General features: G+C 71.7%; 14 protein-coding genes. 10 read left to right on the forward strand and 4 right to left on the reverse strand.

Going from position 1 to position 14,507, the window contains the following annotated elements:
* Nucleotides 1–4 precede the first annotated feature (4 nt).
* Nucleotides 5–1,330, reverse strand: a complete 1,326-nt coding sequence (locus AB0E98_RS00195) for a 6-phospho-beta-glucosidase (protein WP_361696903.1) — start codon at nucleotides 1,328–1,330, stop codon at nucleotides 5–7.
* 79 nt (nucleotides 1,331–1,409) lie between these two features.
* Here AB0E98_RS00195 and AB0E98_RS00200 point away from each other — a divergent pair, with 79 nt between their 5' ends.
* The 5 genes from AB0E98_RS00200 (at nucleotide 1,410) to AB0E98_RS00220 (ending at nucleotide 5,992) form a co-directional block, all read left to right on the forward strand.
* Entirely contained in the window at nucleotides 1,410–2,567 is a 1,158-nt protein-coding gene (locus tag AB0E98_RS00200; protein ID WP_361696905.1) for a PfkB family carbohydrate kinase, read from the forward strand.
* A gap of 116 nt (nucleotides 2,568–2,683) precedes the next feature.
* A complete protein-coding gene (locus AB0E98_RS00205) occupies nucleotides 2,684–3,676 on the forward strand; it encodes a PhoH family protein (protein WP_361696907.1) in 993 nt (330 codons plus the stop codon).
* 14 nt (nucleotides 3,677–3,690) lie between these two features.
* Complete coding sequence (gene ybeY / locus AB0E98_RS00210; protein WP_311613087.1) at nucleotides 3,691–4,188, forward strand: rRNA maturation RNase YbeY; 498 nt, start codon at nucleotides 3,691–3,693, stop codon at nucleotides 4,186–4,188.
* Nucleotides 4,185–5,513, forward strand: a complete 1,329-nt coding sequence (locus AB0E98_RS00215; protein ID WP_361696909.1) for a hemolysin family protein — start codon at nucleotides 4,185–4,187, stop codon at nucleotides 5,511–5,513. Before ybeY ends, AB0E98_RS00215 begins: the two co-directional genes overlap by 4 nt.
* A 59-nt stretch (nucleotides 5,514–5,572) precedes the next feature.
* Nucleotides 5,573–5,992 (forward strand): DoxX family membrane protein, encoded by a 420-nt coding sequence (locus AB0E98_RS00220; protein ID WP_361696911.1) that lies wholly within the window; start codon nucleotides 5,573–5,575, stop codon nucleotides 5,990–5,992.
* A gap of 84 nt (nucleotides 5,993–6,076) precedes the next feature.
* Here the strand turns inward: AB0E98_RS00220 and AB0E98_RS00225 are convergent, their stop codons facing one another.
* On the reverse strand, nucleotides 6,077–7,516 hold the full coding sequence (locus AB0E98_RS00225; RefSeq protein WP_361696913.1) for an MFS transporter: 1,440 nt from the start codon (nucleotides 7,514–7,516) through the stop codon (nucleotides 6,077–6,079).
* Between the two features lie 138 nt (nucleotides 7,517–7,654).
* Between AB0E98_RS00225 and AB0E98_RS00230 the strand changes: the two genes are divergently transcribed.
* From AB0E98_RS00230 to era, 3 genes are read left to right on the forward strand one after another with little or no spacing between them, the layout of a single operon-like run.
* Nucleotides 7,655–8,476: a helix-turn-helix transcriptional regulator gene (locus tag AB0E98_RS00230; protein WP_361698092.1), complete on the forward strand. Its 822-nt coding sequence runs from the start codon at nucleotides 7,655–7,657 to the stop codon at nucleotides 8,474–8,476.
* A 43-nt stretch (nucleotides 8,477–8,519) separates the two neighbouring features.
* Nucleotides 8,520–8,867, forward strand: a complete 348-nt coding sequence (locus AB0E98_RS00235) for a cytidine deaminase (RefSeq protein ID WP_361696915.1) — start codon at nucleotides 8,520–8,522, stop codon at nucleotides 8,865–8,867.
* Between the two features lie 56 nt (nucleotides 8,868–8,923).
* A complete protein-coding gene (gene era / locus AB0E98_RS00240; RefSeq protein WP_311613092.1) occupies nucleotides 8,924–9,865 on the forward strand; it encodes a GTPase Era in 942 nt (313 codons plus the stop codon).
* Between the two features lie 194 nt (nucleotides 9,866–10,059).
* Here era and AB0E98_RS00245 read toward each other — a convergent pair whose 3' ends face one another.
* Together AB0E98_RS00245 and AB0E98_RS00250 are read right to left on the reverse strand one after the other, a co-directional pair.
* Nucleotides 10,060–10,332 carry a protealysin inhibitor emfourin gene (locus tag AB0E98_RS00245; protein ID WP_361696917.1) on the reverse strand — a complete coding sequence of 91 codons (273 nt, stop codon included), beginning with the start codon at nucleotides 10,330–10,332 and terminating at the stop codon, nucleotides 10,060–10,062.
* A 70-nt stretch (nucleotides 10,333–10,402) separates the two neighbouring features.
* Complete coding sequence (locus tag AB0E98_RS00250; protein WP_361696919.1) at nucleotides 10,403–11,461, reverse strand: M4 family metallopeptidase; 1,059 nt, start codon at nucleotides 11,459–11,461, stop codon at nucleotides 10,403–10,405.
* 355 nt (nucleotides 11,462–11,816) lie between these two features.
* Here AB0E98_RS00250 and leuA point away from each other — a divergent pair, with 355 nt between their 5' ends.
* On the forward strand, nucleotides 11,817–13,592 hold the full coding sequence (gene leuA / locus AB0E98_RS00255; protein WP_361696921.1) for a 2-isopropylmalate synthase: 1,776 nt from the start codon (nucleotides 11,817–11,819) through the stop codon (nucleotides 13,590–13,592).
* Nucleotides 13,593–13,781: 189 nt separating this feature from the next.
* Entirely contained in the window at nucleotides 13,782–14,507 is a 726-nt protein-coding gene (locus AB0E98_RS00260) for a TerB family tellurite resistance protein (RefSeq protein WP_311613096.1), read from the forward strand.

Raw genomic sequence — 14,507 nt, forward strand, 5'->3', positions numbered from 1 at the left:
AGGCCTACTCCTGGCCCGCTCGGGCCAGGATGCGGGCCGCTACGGCCGGCGAGTCGACCAGTGGGTGGAGGGCCAGCGCGCGGAGCGCCGCGTCGCGGTCCTCGTGGAGCGCGGCTTCGATCGCCGCCCGTTCTACCGCCTTGAGCTGGAGCATCAGCCCGAGCTGATCTTCCCGTAGCGGGGCGCACGGCAGTGGCCGGGCGCCCTTCGCACTGACCTCGCACACGGTTTCGATGATGGCGGTGGAGTCCAGCGCGGGGACCGTCGGCCCGTTCGGGACGTTGAGGATCAGCCGGGTGCGTTCGTCCGCGCTGATCGCCCGCATCAGGGCGAGCGCCACCTGGTCGTAGCCGCCGCCGTCCAGGTCGCAGGTGTCGCGCTGCCAGCCGCCGGTCGCCGCGCGGCTCTCGGCCATGTACGTCTCCTCGCGGCGCAGCCGGGTGTGCTCCCACAGCTCGAAGGAGCGCTCCGGTTCGGCGGCCGCGCGGGTGAAGAAGTCGCCCTGTTGCTGGTCGAGGAACTCGCCGCGGGTCTCCGCGGACTCCATGACCGAGCGCAGCGTCTCGCGGCGGAAGTAGTAGTAGTGGAGGTATTCGTTGGGCAGGGCACCGAGCGCCTGGAGCCAGCGGGCGCCGAAGAGCTTGCCCTCCTCGAAGGAGTCGAGGGCCCTCTCGTTGCGCAGCAGCCCCGGGAGCAGGTCCTCGCCGTCGTGGACCAACGAGCGGAGCCAGCCCAGGTGATTGAGGCCCACGTAGTCGTAGGTGACCCGGTCCGGGTCCGCGCCCGCCGCCCGCGCGGCGCGGCGGACCAGCCCCACGGGTGAATCGCAGATGCCGATGACGCGCGGGCCGAGCACGGCGGACATCGCCTCCGTCACCATCCCGGCGGGGTTGGTGAAGTTGATGACCCACGCGTCCGGGGCGATCCTCGAGACCCGTTCGGCGATCTCCGTGGCCACCAGGACCGTACGGAGCCCGTAGAGCACCCCGCCCGCGCCGACCGTCTCCTGGCCCAGGACGCCCTCGGCGAGCGGGATCCGCTCGTCGAGGACCCGCCCGGCCGTGCCGCCCACCCGGATCGCGGAGAAGACGAAATCGGCCCCGCGCAGCGCCTCGCCCAGGTCCTCCGCGAACCGTACGGAGGGGGCGCCGGGCACCCCGGCGGCCTGGGCCTCCAGCACGGAGGCGATCACCTTCATGCGCGCGGAGTCGGTGTCGTGGAGCACGAGTTCCGTGCAGCGGCCCGGGGCATCGCGCCGGGCGTCGTCCAGCAGGGCCCGGTGCACCAGAGGCACCCGGAATCCGCCGCCGCCGAGAATGGTGAGCCTCATGGAACGGAACGTACCTCAGCTTCGGGCACACTGTGCGGATCCGCATTTCGTGCATCCCTGAGAGGAGCGACGAGCGAGTATGACGGCCCCTTCCTCCACCCACACAGGTGCCCCTCGCGCGGGTTTCCCGCAAGGACAGCAAGGACACACGGGAACGGCGCCGGTCCTGGACCCGCTCGCCGCTCTCCGCACCGACGCCGACCCACCCACCGACGTCTATCTGACCGGGACCGTCTTCCTCGACATCATCTTCACCGGCCTGGACTCCGCCCCCGTGCGCGGCACCGAGTCCTGGGCGCGCGGCATGGGCTCCAGCCCCGGCGGCGTGGCCAACATGGCCACCGCCCTGGCCCGGCTGGGCCTGCGCACCTCGCTGGCCGCCGCCTTCGGCGACGACATGTACGGCGAGTACTGCTGGGAGTCCCTCTCCCGGGGCGAGGGCATCGACCTGAGCCTGTCGCGCACGGTGCCCGGCTGGCACTCCCCGGTCACCGTCTCGATGGCCTACGAGGGCGAACGGACCATGATCTCCCACGGCCACGAGGCCCCGCCGCCGGAGGGTCCCGCCCCGGAGTGCCCGCCGCCCGCGCGGGCCTGTGTGGGGCTGCTGACGCCCGGACGGCAGGAGGAGTGGATCGCGACGGCGGCCCGCCAGGGCAGCCGGGTCTTCGCCGACGTCGGCTGGGACGAGACCGGCCGCTGGGACCCGGCGGACCTCGCCGACCTGGAGCACTGCGAGGCCTTCCTGCCCAACGCCGAGGAGGCCATGCGCTACACCCGCACCGACTGCCCGCGCGCCGCCGCCCGTGCGCTCACGGACAAGGTGCCGCTGGCCGTCGTCACGATGGGGGAGCGGGGCGCGTACGCGGTGGACGGGCGCACCGGCGAGAGCGCCGAGGTGCCCGCGATCGTCGTCGAGGCCCTCGACCCGACCGGCGCGGGGGACGTCTTCGTGGCCGGCTTCGTCACCGGCACCCTCGCCGAGTGGCCGCTGGCCGACCGGCTGGCCTTCGCGGGGCTGACCGCCGCCCTGTCGGTCCAGGAGTTCGGGGGGTCGCTGTCGGCGCCCGGCTGGGTGGAGATCGCCGCGTGGTGGCACCACGTCCGGTCCTTCGACGACCAGTCCCCGGCCACGCTGCGCCGCTACTCCTTCCTCGACGCGATCCTCCCCGAGGCCATCAGCCCCTGGCCGCTGCGCCGGGCCCTGCCGACGCTGGGCTTCCGCAGGCCGTCGTGACCTCGGCGGTCCTGTGGAAAAGCCCTCGGGATCGGTGGGGCACGCGTCGTACCCTGGTATTCCAAGGAAGGTTGTCGACACGGAAAGAGGGATGAGCAGGCCTTCAGTGCCGGCCCATGACTCAGACACCCACACGACCGCAGGCGAAGGCGCGGTTCACGGTCCCGGCGAAGCACCCGATGGTGACGATCCTGGGCTCCGGGGACAAGCTCCTGCGGGTGATCGAGAAGGCGTTCCCGGCCACCGACATCCACGTTCGGGGCAATGAGGTGAGCGCCACGGGGGACGATCGCGAAGTCGCCCTCGTACAGCGCCTGTTCGACGAGATGATGCTGGTGCTCCGCACCGGGCAGCCGATGACGGAGGACGCGGTGGAACGCTCGATCGCCATGCTGAGGGGCGAGGAGGGCGAGGGCGAGACCCCCGCCGAGGTCCTCACCCAGAACATTCTCTCCAGCCGCGGCCGCACCATCCGCCCCAAGACGCTCAACCAGAAGCGCTACGTCGACGCGATCGACAAGCACACGGTCGTCTTCGGCATCGGCCCCGCCGGTACCGGAAAGACCTATCTGGCCATGGCCAAGGCGGTCCAGGCCCTCCAGTCCAAGCAGGTCAACCGGATCATCCTGACCCGGCCGGCCGTCGAGGCGGGCGAGCGGCTGGGCTTCCTGCCCGGCACGCTCTACGAGAAGATCGACCCCTATCTGCGGCCGCTCTACGACGCCCTCCACGACATGCTCGACCCCGACTCCATCCCGCGCCTGATGGCCGCCGGAACGATCGAGGTCGCGCCGCTGGCGTATATGCGAGGAAGGACGCTGAACGACGCGTTCATCATCCTCGACGAGGCGCAGAACACGAACCCCGAGCAGATGAAGATGTTCCTCACCCGGCTCGGCTTCGACTCCAAAGTCGTGGTCACGGGTGACATCACCCAGATCGACCTGCCCGGCGGCACCAGGAGCGGCCTGCGCCAGGTGCGGGAGATCCTGGAGGGCGTCACCGACGTCCATTTCTCGTACCTCACCAGCAGGGACGTCGTCCGGCACAAGCTCGTCGGCCGTATTGTCGACGCGTACGAGCAGTACGACAGCCGCAACGGAAAGTAAGACCCGGTAACAGCATGTCAATCGACGTCAACAACGAATCCGGCACGGAGATCGACGAGCAGGCGATCCTGGACGTCGCCCGCTACGCCCTCACCCGGATGCGTATCCACCCGCTCTCCGAACTCTCGGTCATCGTTGTCGACGCCGATGCCATGGAGCAGCTCCACATCCAGTGGATGGACCTCCCCGGTCCCACCGATGTGATGTCCTTCCCCATGGACGAGCTGCGCCCGCCGGCCAAGGACGACGACGAGCCGCCGCAGGGTCTCCTCGGCGACATCGTCCTCTGCCCGGAGGTCGCGAAGAAGCAGGGCGAGGAGGCCCCGACCGGGCACTCCATGGACGAGGAGCTCCAGCTCCTGACCGTCCACGGCGTGCTCCACCTCCTCGGCTACGACCACGAGGAGCCCGACGAGAAGGCCGAGATGTTCGGCCTCCAGGCGGCGATCATCGACGGCTGGCGCGCCGAGCGCGGCATCGAAGGGCCCTCCCCGGCTCCCACGTTCACGTGACCGGCCAGCTGATCGCCGCCGCGGTCCTGCTGCTCGTCGTCGCCTGGCTCGCCGCCTGCGCCGAGGCCGGCCTCGCCCGGACCACCCGGTTCCGGGCCGAGGAGGCCGCCCGGGCGGGGCGGCGGGGCAGCGCGCGGCTGATGGCAGTCGCGGCCGACCCCACCCGCTATCTCAACGTCGCGCTGCTGGTGCGCGTCGCCTGCGAGATGGCGGCGGGAGTCTTCGTCACCTACGTCTGCCTGGAGTCCTTCGACGCCACCTGGGAGGCGCTGACCGTCGCCATCGCGGTGATGGTCCTCGTCTCGTACGTGGCCGTCGGCGTCTCCCCGCGCACCATCGGCCGCCAGCACCCGCTGGGCACCGCCACGGCCGCGGCGTACGTCCTGCTGCCGCTCGCCAGGATCATGGGGCCGGTGCCCCGGCTGCTGATCCTCATCGGCAACGCCCTCACCCCCGGCAAGGGCTTCCGCATGGGCCCCTTCGCCTCGGAGGCGGAGCTGCGGGCCATGGTCGACCTGGCGGAGCAGGAGTCGCTGATCGAGGACGACGAGCGCCGCATGCTGCACTCCGTCTTCGAGCTCGGCGACACCCTCGTCCGCGAGGTCATGGTGCCGCGCACGGACCTGATCGTCATAGAGCGCGGCAAGACCATCCGCCAGGCGCTCACCCTCGCGCTGCGCTCCGGCTTCTCCCGGATCCCGGTGACTGGCGAGAACGAGGACGACGTGGTGGGCATCGTCTACCTCAAGGACCTCGTCCGCAAGACGCACATCAACCGTGACGCGGAGAGCGAGCTGGTCTCCACCGCGATGCGGCCGGCCGTCTTCGTCCCCGACACCAAGAACGCGGGCGACCTGCTGCGCGAGATGCAGCAGCAGCGCAACCATTGCGCGGTCGTCATCGACGAGTACGGCGGCACGGCCGGCATCGTCACCATCGAGGACATCCTTGAAGAGATCGTCGGCGAGATCACCGACGAGTACGACCGGGAGCTGCCGCCCGTCGAGGAGCTCGGCGACGACCGCTACCGGGTCACCGCCCGGCTCGACATCGGAGACCTCGGCGAGCTCTACGGCCTCGACGAGTTCGACGACGAGGACGTCGAGACGGTCGGCGGGCTCCTCGCCAAGTCGCTGGGCCGGGTGCCGATCGCCGGCGCGACGGCGGAGGTCGCGCTCTCCGAGCACGTCTCCGAACACGGCAAGGACCCCACGCTCACGGCCCTCCGGCTCACCGCGGAGGCCGCGGCGGGGCGGCGCAACCGCATCGTCACGGTCCTCGTGGAGCCGGTCCGGGCGGAGCGCGGTCCCTTCGGGGAGGACTGAGCGGGGGAATCGTCCCGTTCAGGGGAATCCTCCCGTGGTGGTGCGGGAACCGTCCTGGAATGGCGTTTCTCAGAACTCTCGCGCGGCCGCTGCTGGCGTCGGCGTTCATCAGCGCCGGCGTCCAGACCGTCCGCCGCCCGGAACTCCTCGCGCCGGTCGCGGCGCCCGTGGCGCTCGCCATCGCGGACTGGATCCCGGTCCTGCCGCGCGACGCGAAGGCGCTCGTACGGCTGAACGGGGCGGTGCACCTGGGAGCGGGCGGGCTGCTCGCCCTGGGGATCCTCCCCCGGGCCTCCGCCCTGGCCCTCGCCGCCAGCCTGGTGCCGACGACCCTGGCGGGTCACGCGTACTGGAGGGAGGAGGACGCGGGGAAGCGGATGCAGCACCGGGTGGCGTTCTTCGCGAACGTCTCGATTCTGGGCGGGTTGCTCATCACGGCCGCGGACCGGGGTCCGGGGCGAAGCCCCGGGAAACGGTGAAAGGGCGGGACAGGAGCCTCACTCCGCCGCGACGGCGCGCAGCCCCCGCCGGGGTACTCGGCGGTGCCGAACCGGCATCCGCCCTCAGCGCGCTCGGCGCAAGCCGAAGAACGTCGCGGCGGCCACTACCAGGACCACGGCCGCGTCGACACCGACGCCCACCCGTACGCCCCCGAGCGTCGCTTCCGCGAAGGCCGCCCCGCCATCCCGCAGCGTGGAAACCCGAGCCGAAGCCAGCGCGCTCAGCAGCGGGATGCCGACGGTCAGCCCCACCTGCTGGGAGCTGGTGACCAGCCCCGTCGCCAGCCCCTGCGAACCGTCCGGCAGCCCCGACGTCGCCGTCACGCCGTACGCGACGATCGCCCACAGATGGCCGACGCAGCCCAGCGAGCTCCCCACCAGCGCCAGCCAGGCGCCGGCCGGGCCGTCGCCCAGGCCCAGCAGGGCCGCCGTGCAGACGGCCTGCACCAGCAGACCCGTCACCAGCGTGGCGCGTGCCCCGAAGCGGGCGATGATCCGGGGCGCGGTCATCCCGGCGAGGGCCGCCGCCACGCCCGTCACACCGAAGATCAGGCCGGTGCGGACGGCCGACAGCTCCAGGACCTCCTGGAGGTACAGGGTGAGCAGGAAGATCACCGAGGACATCATCGCGAACGTGGTCAGCCCGGCCAGGTTCCCCCAGGCCACCGTCCGCCGACGCAGCATCGGCAGGGACACCAGCGGCTCCGCCGCCCGGGACTCGACGACCACGAAGGCCACCAGCAGGACCGCGCCGGCGATCAGCGCGAGCACGACGTCCGCGCCACCGAAACCCCGCTGGGCGGCGGTCGACAGGGCGTAGATCACCGCGAGCAGACCGCCCGTCACCGTCACCGCCCCCGGCAGGTCCAGCCGGGGGCGCTCCGCACGCCGGGACTCGGTCAGCAGGTTGGGCGCGGCGAGGAGCACGCCGACGCCCGCCACCGCCAGCAGCCCCATCGTGGAGCGCCAGCCGAGGGTGTCGGTCATGACGCCGCCGAGCACCATGCCGATGGTGAAGCCCAGGGACATCAGGGTGCCGCTGATGCCCAGCGCCCGCTCGCGCTGCGGGCCCTCGGCGAAGGTCGTGGTCAGCAGGGACATCCCGGTCGGCACGATCACTGCCGCGCCCAGCCCCTGGAGGGCCCGGCCGGTGAGGAAGGTCGTCGGGTCCCAGGCGACGGTGGCCAGCGCGGAGGCGACGGTGAAGAGGACGAGTCCGGTCAGGAAGAGCTTCCGGCGCCCGTAGAGGTCGGCGATCCGGCCGAAGAAGAGCAGGAAGCCGCCCGACGGCAGGGCGAAGGCCGTGACCGCCCACTGGAGGTCGGCCTGGCTCATGCCCAGGTCGTCGCCGAGGACGGGCAGCGCCACGTTCAGGATGGAGAAGTCGAGGGCGACGATGAACTGCGCCGCGCACAGCACCATCAGGGTCAGCTTGTCGCGGCCGGACATGCGCGGGGACGCGGCCTCGTCGGGGGAGGTCAGAGGTGGGGAGTCGATCGCCATGCGACCACCCTCCGCCGGGCGGAACAACCCTGGGGAGTGCGCGCTTATCGTGGTGGTCGCACCACCAGCCAAGGGGGAGAGTTGACCGTAGCGTTGCGGGAGAAGCCGCGCCGCCGTCCTGAGCTGCGCGAGTTCTTGATGAGCCGTCGGGCGAGGGTGTCCCCGGCCGAGGCGGGACTGCCCGACGGCGGGAGCCGCCGCCGGACGCCGGGGCTGCGCCGCGAGGAGGTCGCGGTCCTCGCCGGGGTGGGCGCCTCCTGGTACCAGTGGCTGGAGCAGGGCAGGGACATCACCGTCTCGCCGCAGGTCCTCGACGCCGTCGCGCGGGTGCTACGGCTGGCCGGGGCCGAGCGCCGGCATCTGTACGTCCTGGCGGGGCTGAACCCGCCGCTGCCCGAGGCCGAGTACGACGCGGAGTACCTGTGCGACGGGCTGCGCCGGCTGATCGACGGCTGGCTGCCCTCCCCGGCGCACATCATGGACCCGTACTGGAACCTGGTCGCCTACAACGAGTCCGCCAGGCTGGTCCTCGGCTTCCGCCCGGAGAACCGGCAGAACTGCCTGATCGACTTCTTCACCGACCCCGTCTACCGCTCGCGCGCCGCGAACTGGGCGGAGAACGCCCCGCGCGTCGTCGCCTCCTACCGCGCCGCCTGCTCGGAGCGGCCCGGCGACGAGGGCTTCGAGGAGGTGCTGGCCGACGTCTCCGCCGCGAGCCCGGAATTCACGGAGCTGTGGGCCCGCGGCGACGTGTGCCCGGCGGGCCTGGTGCGCAAGGCCCTCCACCACCCGCTCGTGGGCGACCTCCTCTTCGAGAGCACCCAGCTGCGCGTACCGGCCCGCCCGGACCTGACGATCGTGCTGCACAACCCCGCCCCCGACACCGGCACGGCCGAGAAGGTGGCGTGGCTGACCTCGCCCGAGGGCCGGCGCGGCGCGATGTACTCGGTGGCCGGCTGAGGCCGCCCGGGGGCGCCTCCGGCAGCGCCCCTATGCTCCAGGCATGACGGATGCCCTGGACCCCGAAGACCGCAAGCTGATCACGCTCGCCCGCGCCACCCGCGCCCGTAACGCCGTGCCCGAGGGCGCGGCCGTCCGTGACGAGACCGGCCGTACGTACGTCGCCGGGACGGTCGCCCTGGAGTCGCTGCGGCTGAGCGCGCTCCGGACGGCCGTGGCCATGGCCGTGGCCGGCGGGGCGACGTCCCTGGAGGCCGCCGTGGTGGTCTCCGAGGCGGAGGCCGTCACCGACGAGGACCGCGCCGCCGTGCACGACCTGGGCGGGCCCGCGACGCCCGTGCTGCTGGCGGGCCCGGACGGGACGCCGGGGCCGGTGGTGACGGCCGGCTGAGCGCCGCGCCCGCCCGTTGGTCGGAGGCCGCCGGGGGATCGGGGAGAATATGGGGTATGGATAGAGCTTCCTCCCCGTCCCCGGCCTCCCACCGCGCGGGCTTCGCGTGCTTCGTCGGCCGCCCCAACGCGGGCAAGTCGACCCTGACCAACGCACTGGTGGGGACGAAGGTCGCGATCACCTCCAACCGTCCGCAGACCACCCGGCACACCGTGCGCGGCATCGTCCACCGCCCGGACGCCCAGCTCGTCCTGGTGGACACCCCCGGTCTGCACAAGCCGCGCACCCTGCTGGGCGAGCGGCTCAACGACGTCGTCCGGACCACCTGGGCCGAGGTCGACGTGATCGGTTTCTGTCTGCCCGCCGACCAGAAGCTCGGCCCCGGTGACAAGTTCATCGCCAAGGAACTCGCGGGGATCAAGAAGACCCCGAAGATCGCGATCGTCACCAAGACGGACCTGGTCGACTCCAAGCAGCTCGCCGAGCAGCTCATCGCCATCCAGCAGCTGGGCGACGAGCTGGGCATCCAGTGGGCGCAGATCGTCCCGGTCTCGGCCGTCGGCGACAAGCAGGTCTCCCTGCTGGCCGACCTGATCGCTCCGCTGCTCCCGGAGAGCCCGCCGCTCTACCCCGAGGGCGACCTCACCGACGAGCCCGAGCAGGTCATGGTCGCGGAGCTGATCCGCGAGGCCGCCCTGGAGGGCGTGCGCGACGAGCTGCCGCACTCCATCGCCGTCGTGGTCGAGGAGATGCTGCCGCGCGAGGACCGGCCCAAGGACAAGCCGCTGCTCGACATCCACGCCAACGTCTACATCGAGCGGCCCAGCCAGAAGGGCATCATCATCGGCCCCAAGGGCGCCCGTCTGAAGGAGGTCGGCATGAAGTCCCGCAAGCACATCGAGGCGCTGCTGGGCACGCCGGTCTACCTCGACCTGCATGTGAAGGTCGCCAAGGACTGGCAGCGGGACCCGAAGCAGCTCCGGAAGCTCGGCTTCTAGCCGGGCCGACACCGCCGGCCGGAGGCTGGCGCAGCCGTCCGAAGCCCGTGAGGCCCCCAGGGCCGAGCGGTGCGAGGGCGGCGGGGAGGAGGGGTCCCGAAGCAGCTGCGGAAGCTCGGCTTCTAGCTGTTACGGTGCCGCGCCCCGCAGGGGCGCGGGGAACTGCGCGATCAGCCCCCACCGGCCCGCAGCCGCTACGCGCCTTCCTTCAGCACCGCGCGGATCAGCTCGCGCTGCTCCTCCGTGAGGTGGGGGTCCGCGAGGTGGACAGAGCGGCCGTCCACGTCGATGACGTAGTGGAAGCCGTCCGGGACGCCCCGGGTATGACCGGGCGGCTCCCGGCCCGGCGCCAGCGCGCGGTGGGCCAGGGCCTCCAGATGCGTGGCGTCGGGCCGGCCGCACGTGTCCAGCTCGGCCCGGCGCTCGATGCCGGCGAAACCGCCGGTACGGGTGATGGCGATACGCATGCCGTCATCCCTACCCCATGGCTCGCGGTCATTCCCGGTCCGGGAGACCCGCTTCCGGGACCGGTCGGCCCTACGCCGTGGGAACGCCCACCTGGCTCCACGCCTTGAGCACGGCCTGGACCGCGTCCCCCTCGCCGTACAGCGCCCGCGCCGACGCCGCCGTCAGCCGGGCGAAGGCCGCGAAGTCGGCGTCCTGGGCCAGCTCCCCGCCGGTCAGCGTGGCGTACCAGATGTTCCCCGCGCGCTCCCACGCGTGCCCGCCGAGGGCGGTGGCCAGCAGGTAGAAGGCGTGGTTGGGGATGCCGGAGTTGATGTGCACGCCGCCGTTGTCCCGGCTGGTGCGCACGAAGTGGTCCATCGTGGCGGGCTGCGGGTCCTTGCCGAGCTTGTCGTCGTCGTAGGCGGTGCCGGGCGCCTTCATCGAGCGCAGGGCCTTGCCGGTGACGTCCGGGGCCAGGAGGCCCTCGCCGATCAGCCAGTCGGCCTGGTCGGCGGTCTGCCCGAGGGCGTACTGCTTGATCAGGGAGCCGAAGACGTCCGAGATGGACTCGTTGAGCGCGCCGGACTGGCCGTAGTACTCCAGGTTGGCGGTGTGCTGGGTCACCCCGTGGGTCAGCTCGTGACCGATGACGTCCACGGGCAGGGTGAAGTCCAGGAAGAGATCGCCGTCCCCGTCGCCGAAGACCATCTGCTCGCCGTCCCAGAAGGCGTTGTCGTACTTCTCGCCGTAGTGGACGGTGGCGTTCAGCGGCAGGCCGGCGCCGTCGATGGAGTGCCTGCCGTAGACCTTGAGATAGAGGTCGAAGGTGGCGCCCAGCCCGGCGTTCGCCCGGTTGACCGTGGCGTCCTTGCTGGGCGCGTCGGCCTCGGCGTGCACCTTGCGGCCCGGCAGGGTCTCCACGTGCCCGGCGTCGTAGATCGTCCGCTGCGGGGTGTCGGAGGGGGCGCCCGCCGAGGAGTCCACGGTCGCCCGCAGCGCGGTGATCCGGCGACGGGTACGCAGGACGCCGTCGTGTTCCAGGGTGCGGCGCGCCGGTTCGAAGTGCCGGGGGTCCTCGGACTGGGCCAGGCGGTCGAGTACGTGCGGCGGGACGATGCCGCAGAAGATCCCGTGCTTCTGGGTAGTCATGGGCCGAATCTGACACCCGGCCCCCGCCTTGTCAGGGCCCGGTGCGGGGATTAACACAAACGAGTGTCACGGTTCCGCGTGCCCCGGCCCCCGTCCCGCATCCCGTCCCGCATGCTGAAACGCCCCTGCCCCGCCCCGCGCGTCTCGGCTAATCTGCTGAGCACCATGCGTGACGTGCTGCTTCTTCTTAGCTGCCGCGGCGAGGGTCTGTAGCGAAGGCCGACCCCCTCCCCGCGGAGTCCGGTGCTGCGCACCCACCGATCAGCAGCAGCCCGCAGCCCCGTCGGCCTCCCCCTAGCTCTGAACGAGCAGGGGGGACCCCCATCGCAAGGCCATCCGAGGAGCCTTCCGCGCCATGCCCCAGCAGCCTTCCGTATCCGTCGGCCGTCCCACGCCCGTCACCGCCGCCACCGTGACCCAGCGGCCGTCCGGGATGCCGGTGCGCAAGTACCGCCCGTACGACGCCGTGGAGATCCCCGACCGCGCCTGGCCGGACCGGCGGATCACCAAGGCGCCCCGCTGGCTGTCGACCGACCTGCGTGACGGCAACCAGGCGCTGATCGACCCCATGTCGCCCGCCCGCAAGCGCGAGATGTTCGACCTGCTGGTGCGCATGGGCTACAAGGAGATCGAGGTCGGCTTCCCCTCCTCCGGGGCCACGGACTTCGACTTCGTCCGCTCGATCATCGAGGAGGGCGCGATCCCCGAGGACGTGACGATCTCCGTCCTCACCCAGGCCCGCGAGGAGCTGGTCGAGCGGACGGTGGAGGCCCTGCGCGGCGCCCACCGCGCCACCGTCCACCTCTACAACGCCACCGCGCCCGTCTTCCGCCGCGTGGTCTTCCGGGGCTCGCGCGAGCAGGTCAAGCAGATCGCCGTGGACGGCACCCGGCTGGTGATGGAGTACGCCGACAAGATCCTCGGCGATGACACCGTCTTCGGCTACCAGTACAGCCCGGAGATCTTCACCGACACCGAGCTGGACTTCGCGCTGGAGGTCTGCGAGGGCGTCATGGACGTCTGGCAGCCCGAGGAGGGCCGCGAGATCATCCTGAATCTGCCGGCGACCGTGGAGCGCTCCACCCCCTCCACCCACGCCGACCGCTTCGAGTGGATGTCCCGGCACCTGTCCCGCCGTGAGCACGTCTGCCTGTCCGCGCACCCGCACAACGACCGGGGCACCGCCGTCGCCGCCGCCGAGCTGGCGGTCATGGCGGGCGCGGACCGGATCGAGGGCTGCCTGTTCGGCCAGGGCGAGCGCACCGGCAACGTCGACCTGGTCACCCTGGGCATGAACCTGTTCTCCCAGGGCGTCGACCCGCAGATCGACTTCTCGCAGATCGACGAGGTCCGCCGGACCGCCGAGTACTGCAACCAGATGGAGGTCCACCCGCGCCACCCCTACGCGGGCGACCTGGTCTACACCTCCTTCTCCGGCTCCCACCAGGACGCCATCAAGAAGGGCTTCGAGGCGAGGGAGGCCGACGCGGCCGCCGCCGGGAAGACCGTGGACGAGATCGAGTGGGCGGTGCCCTATCTGCCCATCGACCCGAAGGACGTCGGCCGTTCGTACGAGGCGGTCATCCGCGTCAACTCCCAGTCCGGCAAGGGCGGTATCGCCTACGTCCTCAAGCACGACCACAAGCTGGACCTGCCGCGCCGGATGCAGATCGAGTTCTCGAAGATCATTCAGACGAAGACCGACGCCGAGGGCGGCGAGGTCACCCCGCAGGAGATCTGGGGCGTCTTCCAGGACGAGTACCTGCCGGTGCACGACAACGCCTGGGGCCGGATCGCGCTGCTGCGCTCCACGCAGACCTCCACCACCGCCGAGGGCCTCGACGCGCTGACCGTCGAGGCGGTCGTCGACGGCGAGCAGACCGTGCTCACGGGCACGGGCAACGGCCCGATCTCGGCCTTCTTCGACGCGCTGGCCGGCATCGGCGTCGACGCCCGGCTGCTGGACTACACCGAGCACACGATGAGCGAGGGCGCCAGCGCCCAGGCCGCCTCGTACATCGAGTGCGTGATCGACGGCAAGGTGCTGTGGGGCATCGGCATCGACGGCAACACGACCCGGGCCTCGATCAAGGCCGTCGTCTCGGCGGTGAATCGCGCCTACCGCCGCTGACGGTCCGTAACCTCCGTCGCTCAGCGTCAACCTGGCGCCGGTGAAAACACCGCATCCGGTGGGCTCATCGGCGCCTTCGGCCAATACCCACCCCAACTCGGCCGTCGGGGTACTGACGCGGCATCAACGATGTGGCTAACATCACGTCAACGCGGCACCCCGGCCGTGGCGTTATGGAGGTGCGCCGTGATGCACGCGCAAGGCCGACACAGCCCGGACCGGTGTGTGGTGGGCGTACGCACCGTATGGCGCACCGTCGGAGACGGCGAATTCTTCTGCCCCGGTTGCGGTGGCGACCGCAATTACCACCGTCGCACGGGCCGGCGCCGCCTTGTCGCGTTCGGGGTACCGCTGCTGCCGCGCGGCCTGGTGGGGCCCATCGTGGAGTGCACGGCCTGTCGCGGCCGCTACGCCATGGACGTCCTCGACCACCCGACCACCACTCGCTTCTCCGCGATGCTGCGCGACGCCGTGCACACGGTGGCGCTCGCCGTGCTGGCCGCGGGCGGCACCGAGGCCCGTACGGTCCGCCGCGCGGCGGTCGGCGCGGTCCGGGCGGCCGGCTTCGCCGATTGCAGCGAGGAGCAGCTCGTCACCCTGATCGAGGCGCTCGCCGCGGACACCGGACGGCTGCCCGGGCGGTACGCGACGCCGCCGGGCGACGCGAGCCGTGACGGCTTCGACCCCTGCGGCACGGCCCTGGCCATCGAGCTCCACGAGGCCCTGGAGCCGCTGGCCCCGCACCTGGCACCCGCGGGCCGTGAGCAGATCCTGCTCCAAGGGGCCCGGATCGCCCTGGCCGACGGCCCCTACCGGCCCGCGGAGCGGGAGGTGCTGGCGACGGTGGGGCGGGCGCTGCTGATCCGTCCCGAGGACACCGACCGGCTCCTCGCGGCGGCGCGCACACCGTCCTGA

Origin of the sequence: Streptomyces sp. NPDC037389 (assembly GCF_040636475.1) — a bacterium.
GTDB lineage: Bacteria > Actinomycetota > Actinomycetes > Streptomycetales > Streptomycetaceae > Streptomyces > Streptomyces hesseae.

Bases quoted from the DNA above. Each gene is read 5' to 3' on its own strand.
- leuA (WP_361696921.1), top strand. From the start codon at position 11,817: ATGCCCCAGCAGCCTTCCGTATCCGTCGGCCGTCCCACGCCCGTCACC.
- AB0E98_RS00225 (WP_361696913.1), bottom strand. From the start codon at position 7,516: ATGGCGATCGACTCCCCACCTCTGACCTCCCCCGACGAGGCCGCGTCC.
- AB0E98_RS00205 (WP_361696907.1), top strand. From the start codon at position 2,684: ATGACTCAGACACCCACACGACCGCAGGCGAAGGCGCGGTTCACGGTC.
- AB0E98_RS00220 (WP_361696911.1), top strand. From the start codon at position 5,573: ATGGCGTTTCTCAGAACTCTCGCGCGGCCGCTGCTGGCGTCGGCGTTC.
- AB0E98_RS00235 (WP_361696915.1), top strand. From the start codon at position 8,520: ATGACGGATGCCCTGGACCCCGAAGACCGCAAGCTGATCACGCTCGCC.
- AB0E98_RS00195 (WP_361696903.1), bottom strand. From the start codon at position 1,330: ATGAGGCTCACCATTCTCGGCGGCGGCGGATTCCGGGTGCCTCTGGTG.
- AB0E98_RS00250 (WP_361696919.1), bottom strand. From the start codon at position 11,461: ATGACTACCCAGAAGCACGGGATCTTCTGCGGCATCGTCCCGCCGCAC.
- AB0E98_RS00260 (WP_311613096.1), top strand. From the start codon at position 13,782: ATGCACGCGCAAGGCCGACACAGCCCGGACCGGTGTGTGGTGGGCGTA.
- AB0E98_RS00200 (WP_361696905.1), top strand. From the start codon at position 1,410: ATGACGGCCCCTTCCTCCACCCACACAGGTGCCCCTCGCGCGGGTTTC.
- AB0E98_RS00245 (WP_361696917.1), bottom strand. From the start codon at position 10,332: ATGCGTATCGCCATCACCCGTACCGGCGGTTTCGCCGGCATCGAGCGC.
- AB0E98_RS00230 (WP_361698092.1), top strand. From the start codon at position 7,655: ATGAGCCGTCGGGCGAGGGTGTCCCCGGCCGAGGCGGGACTGCCCGAC.
- era (WP_311613092.1), top strand. From the start codon at position 8,924: ATGGATAGAGCTTCCTCCCCGTCCCCGGCCTCCCACCGCGCGGGCTTC.
- ybeY (WP_311613087.1), top strand. From the start codon at position 3,691: ATGTCAATCGACGTCAACAACGAATCCGGCACGGAGATCGACGAGCAG.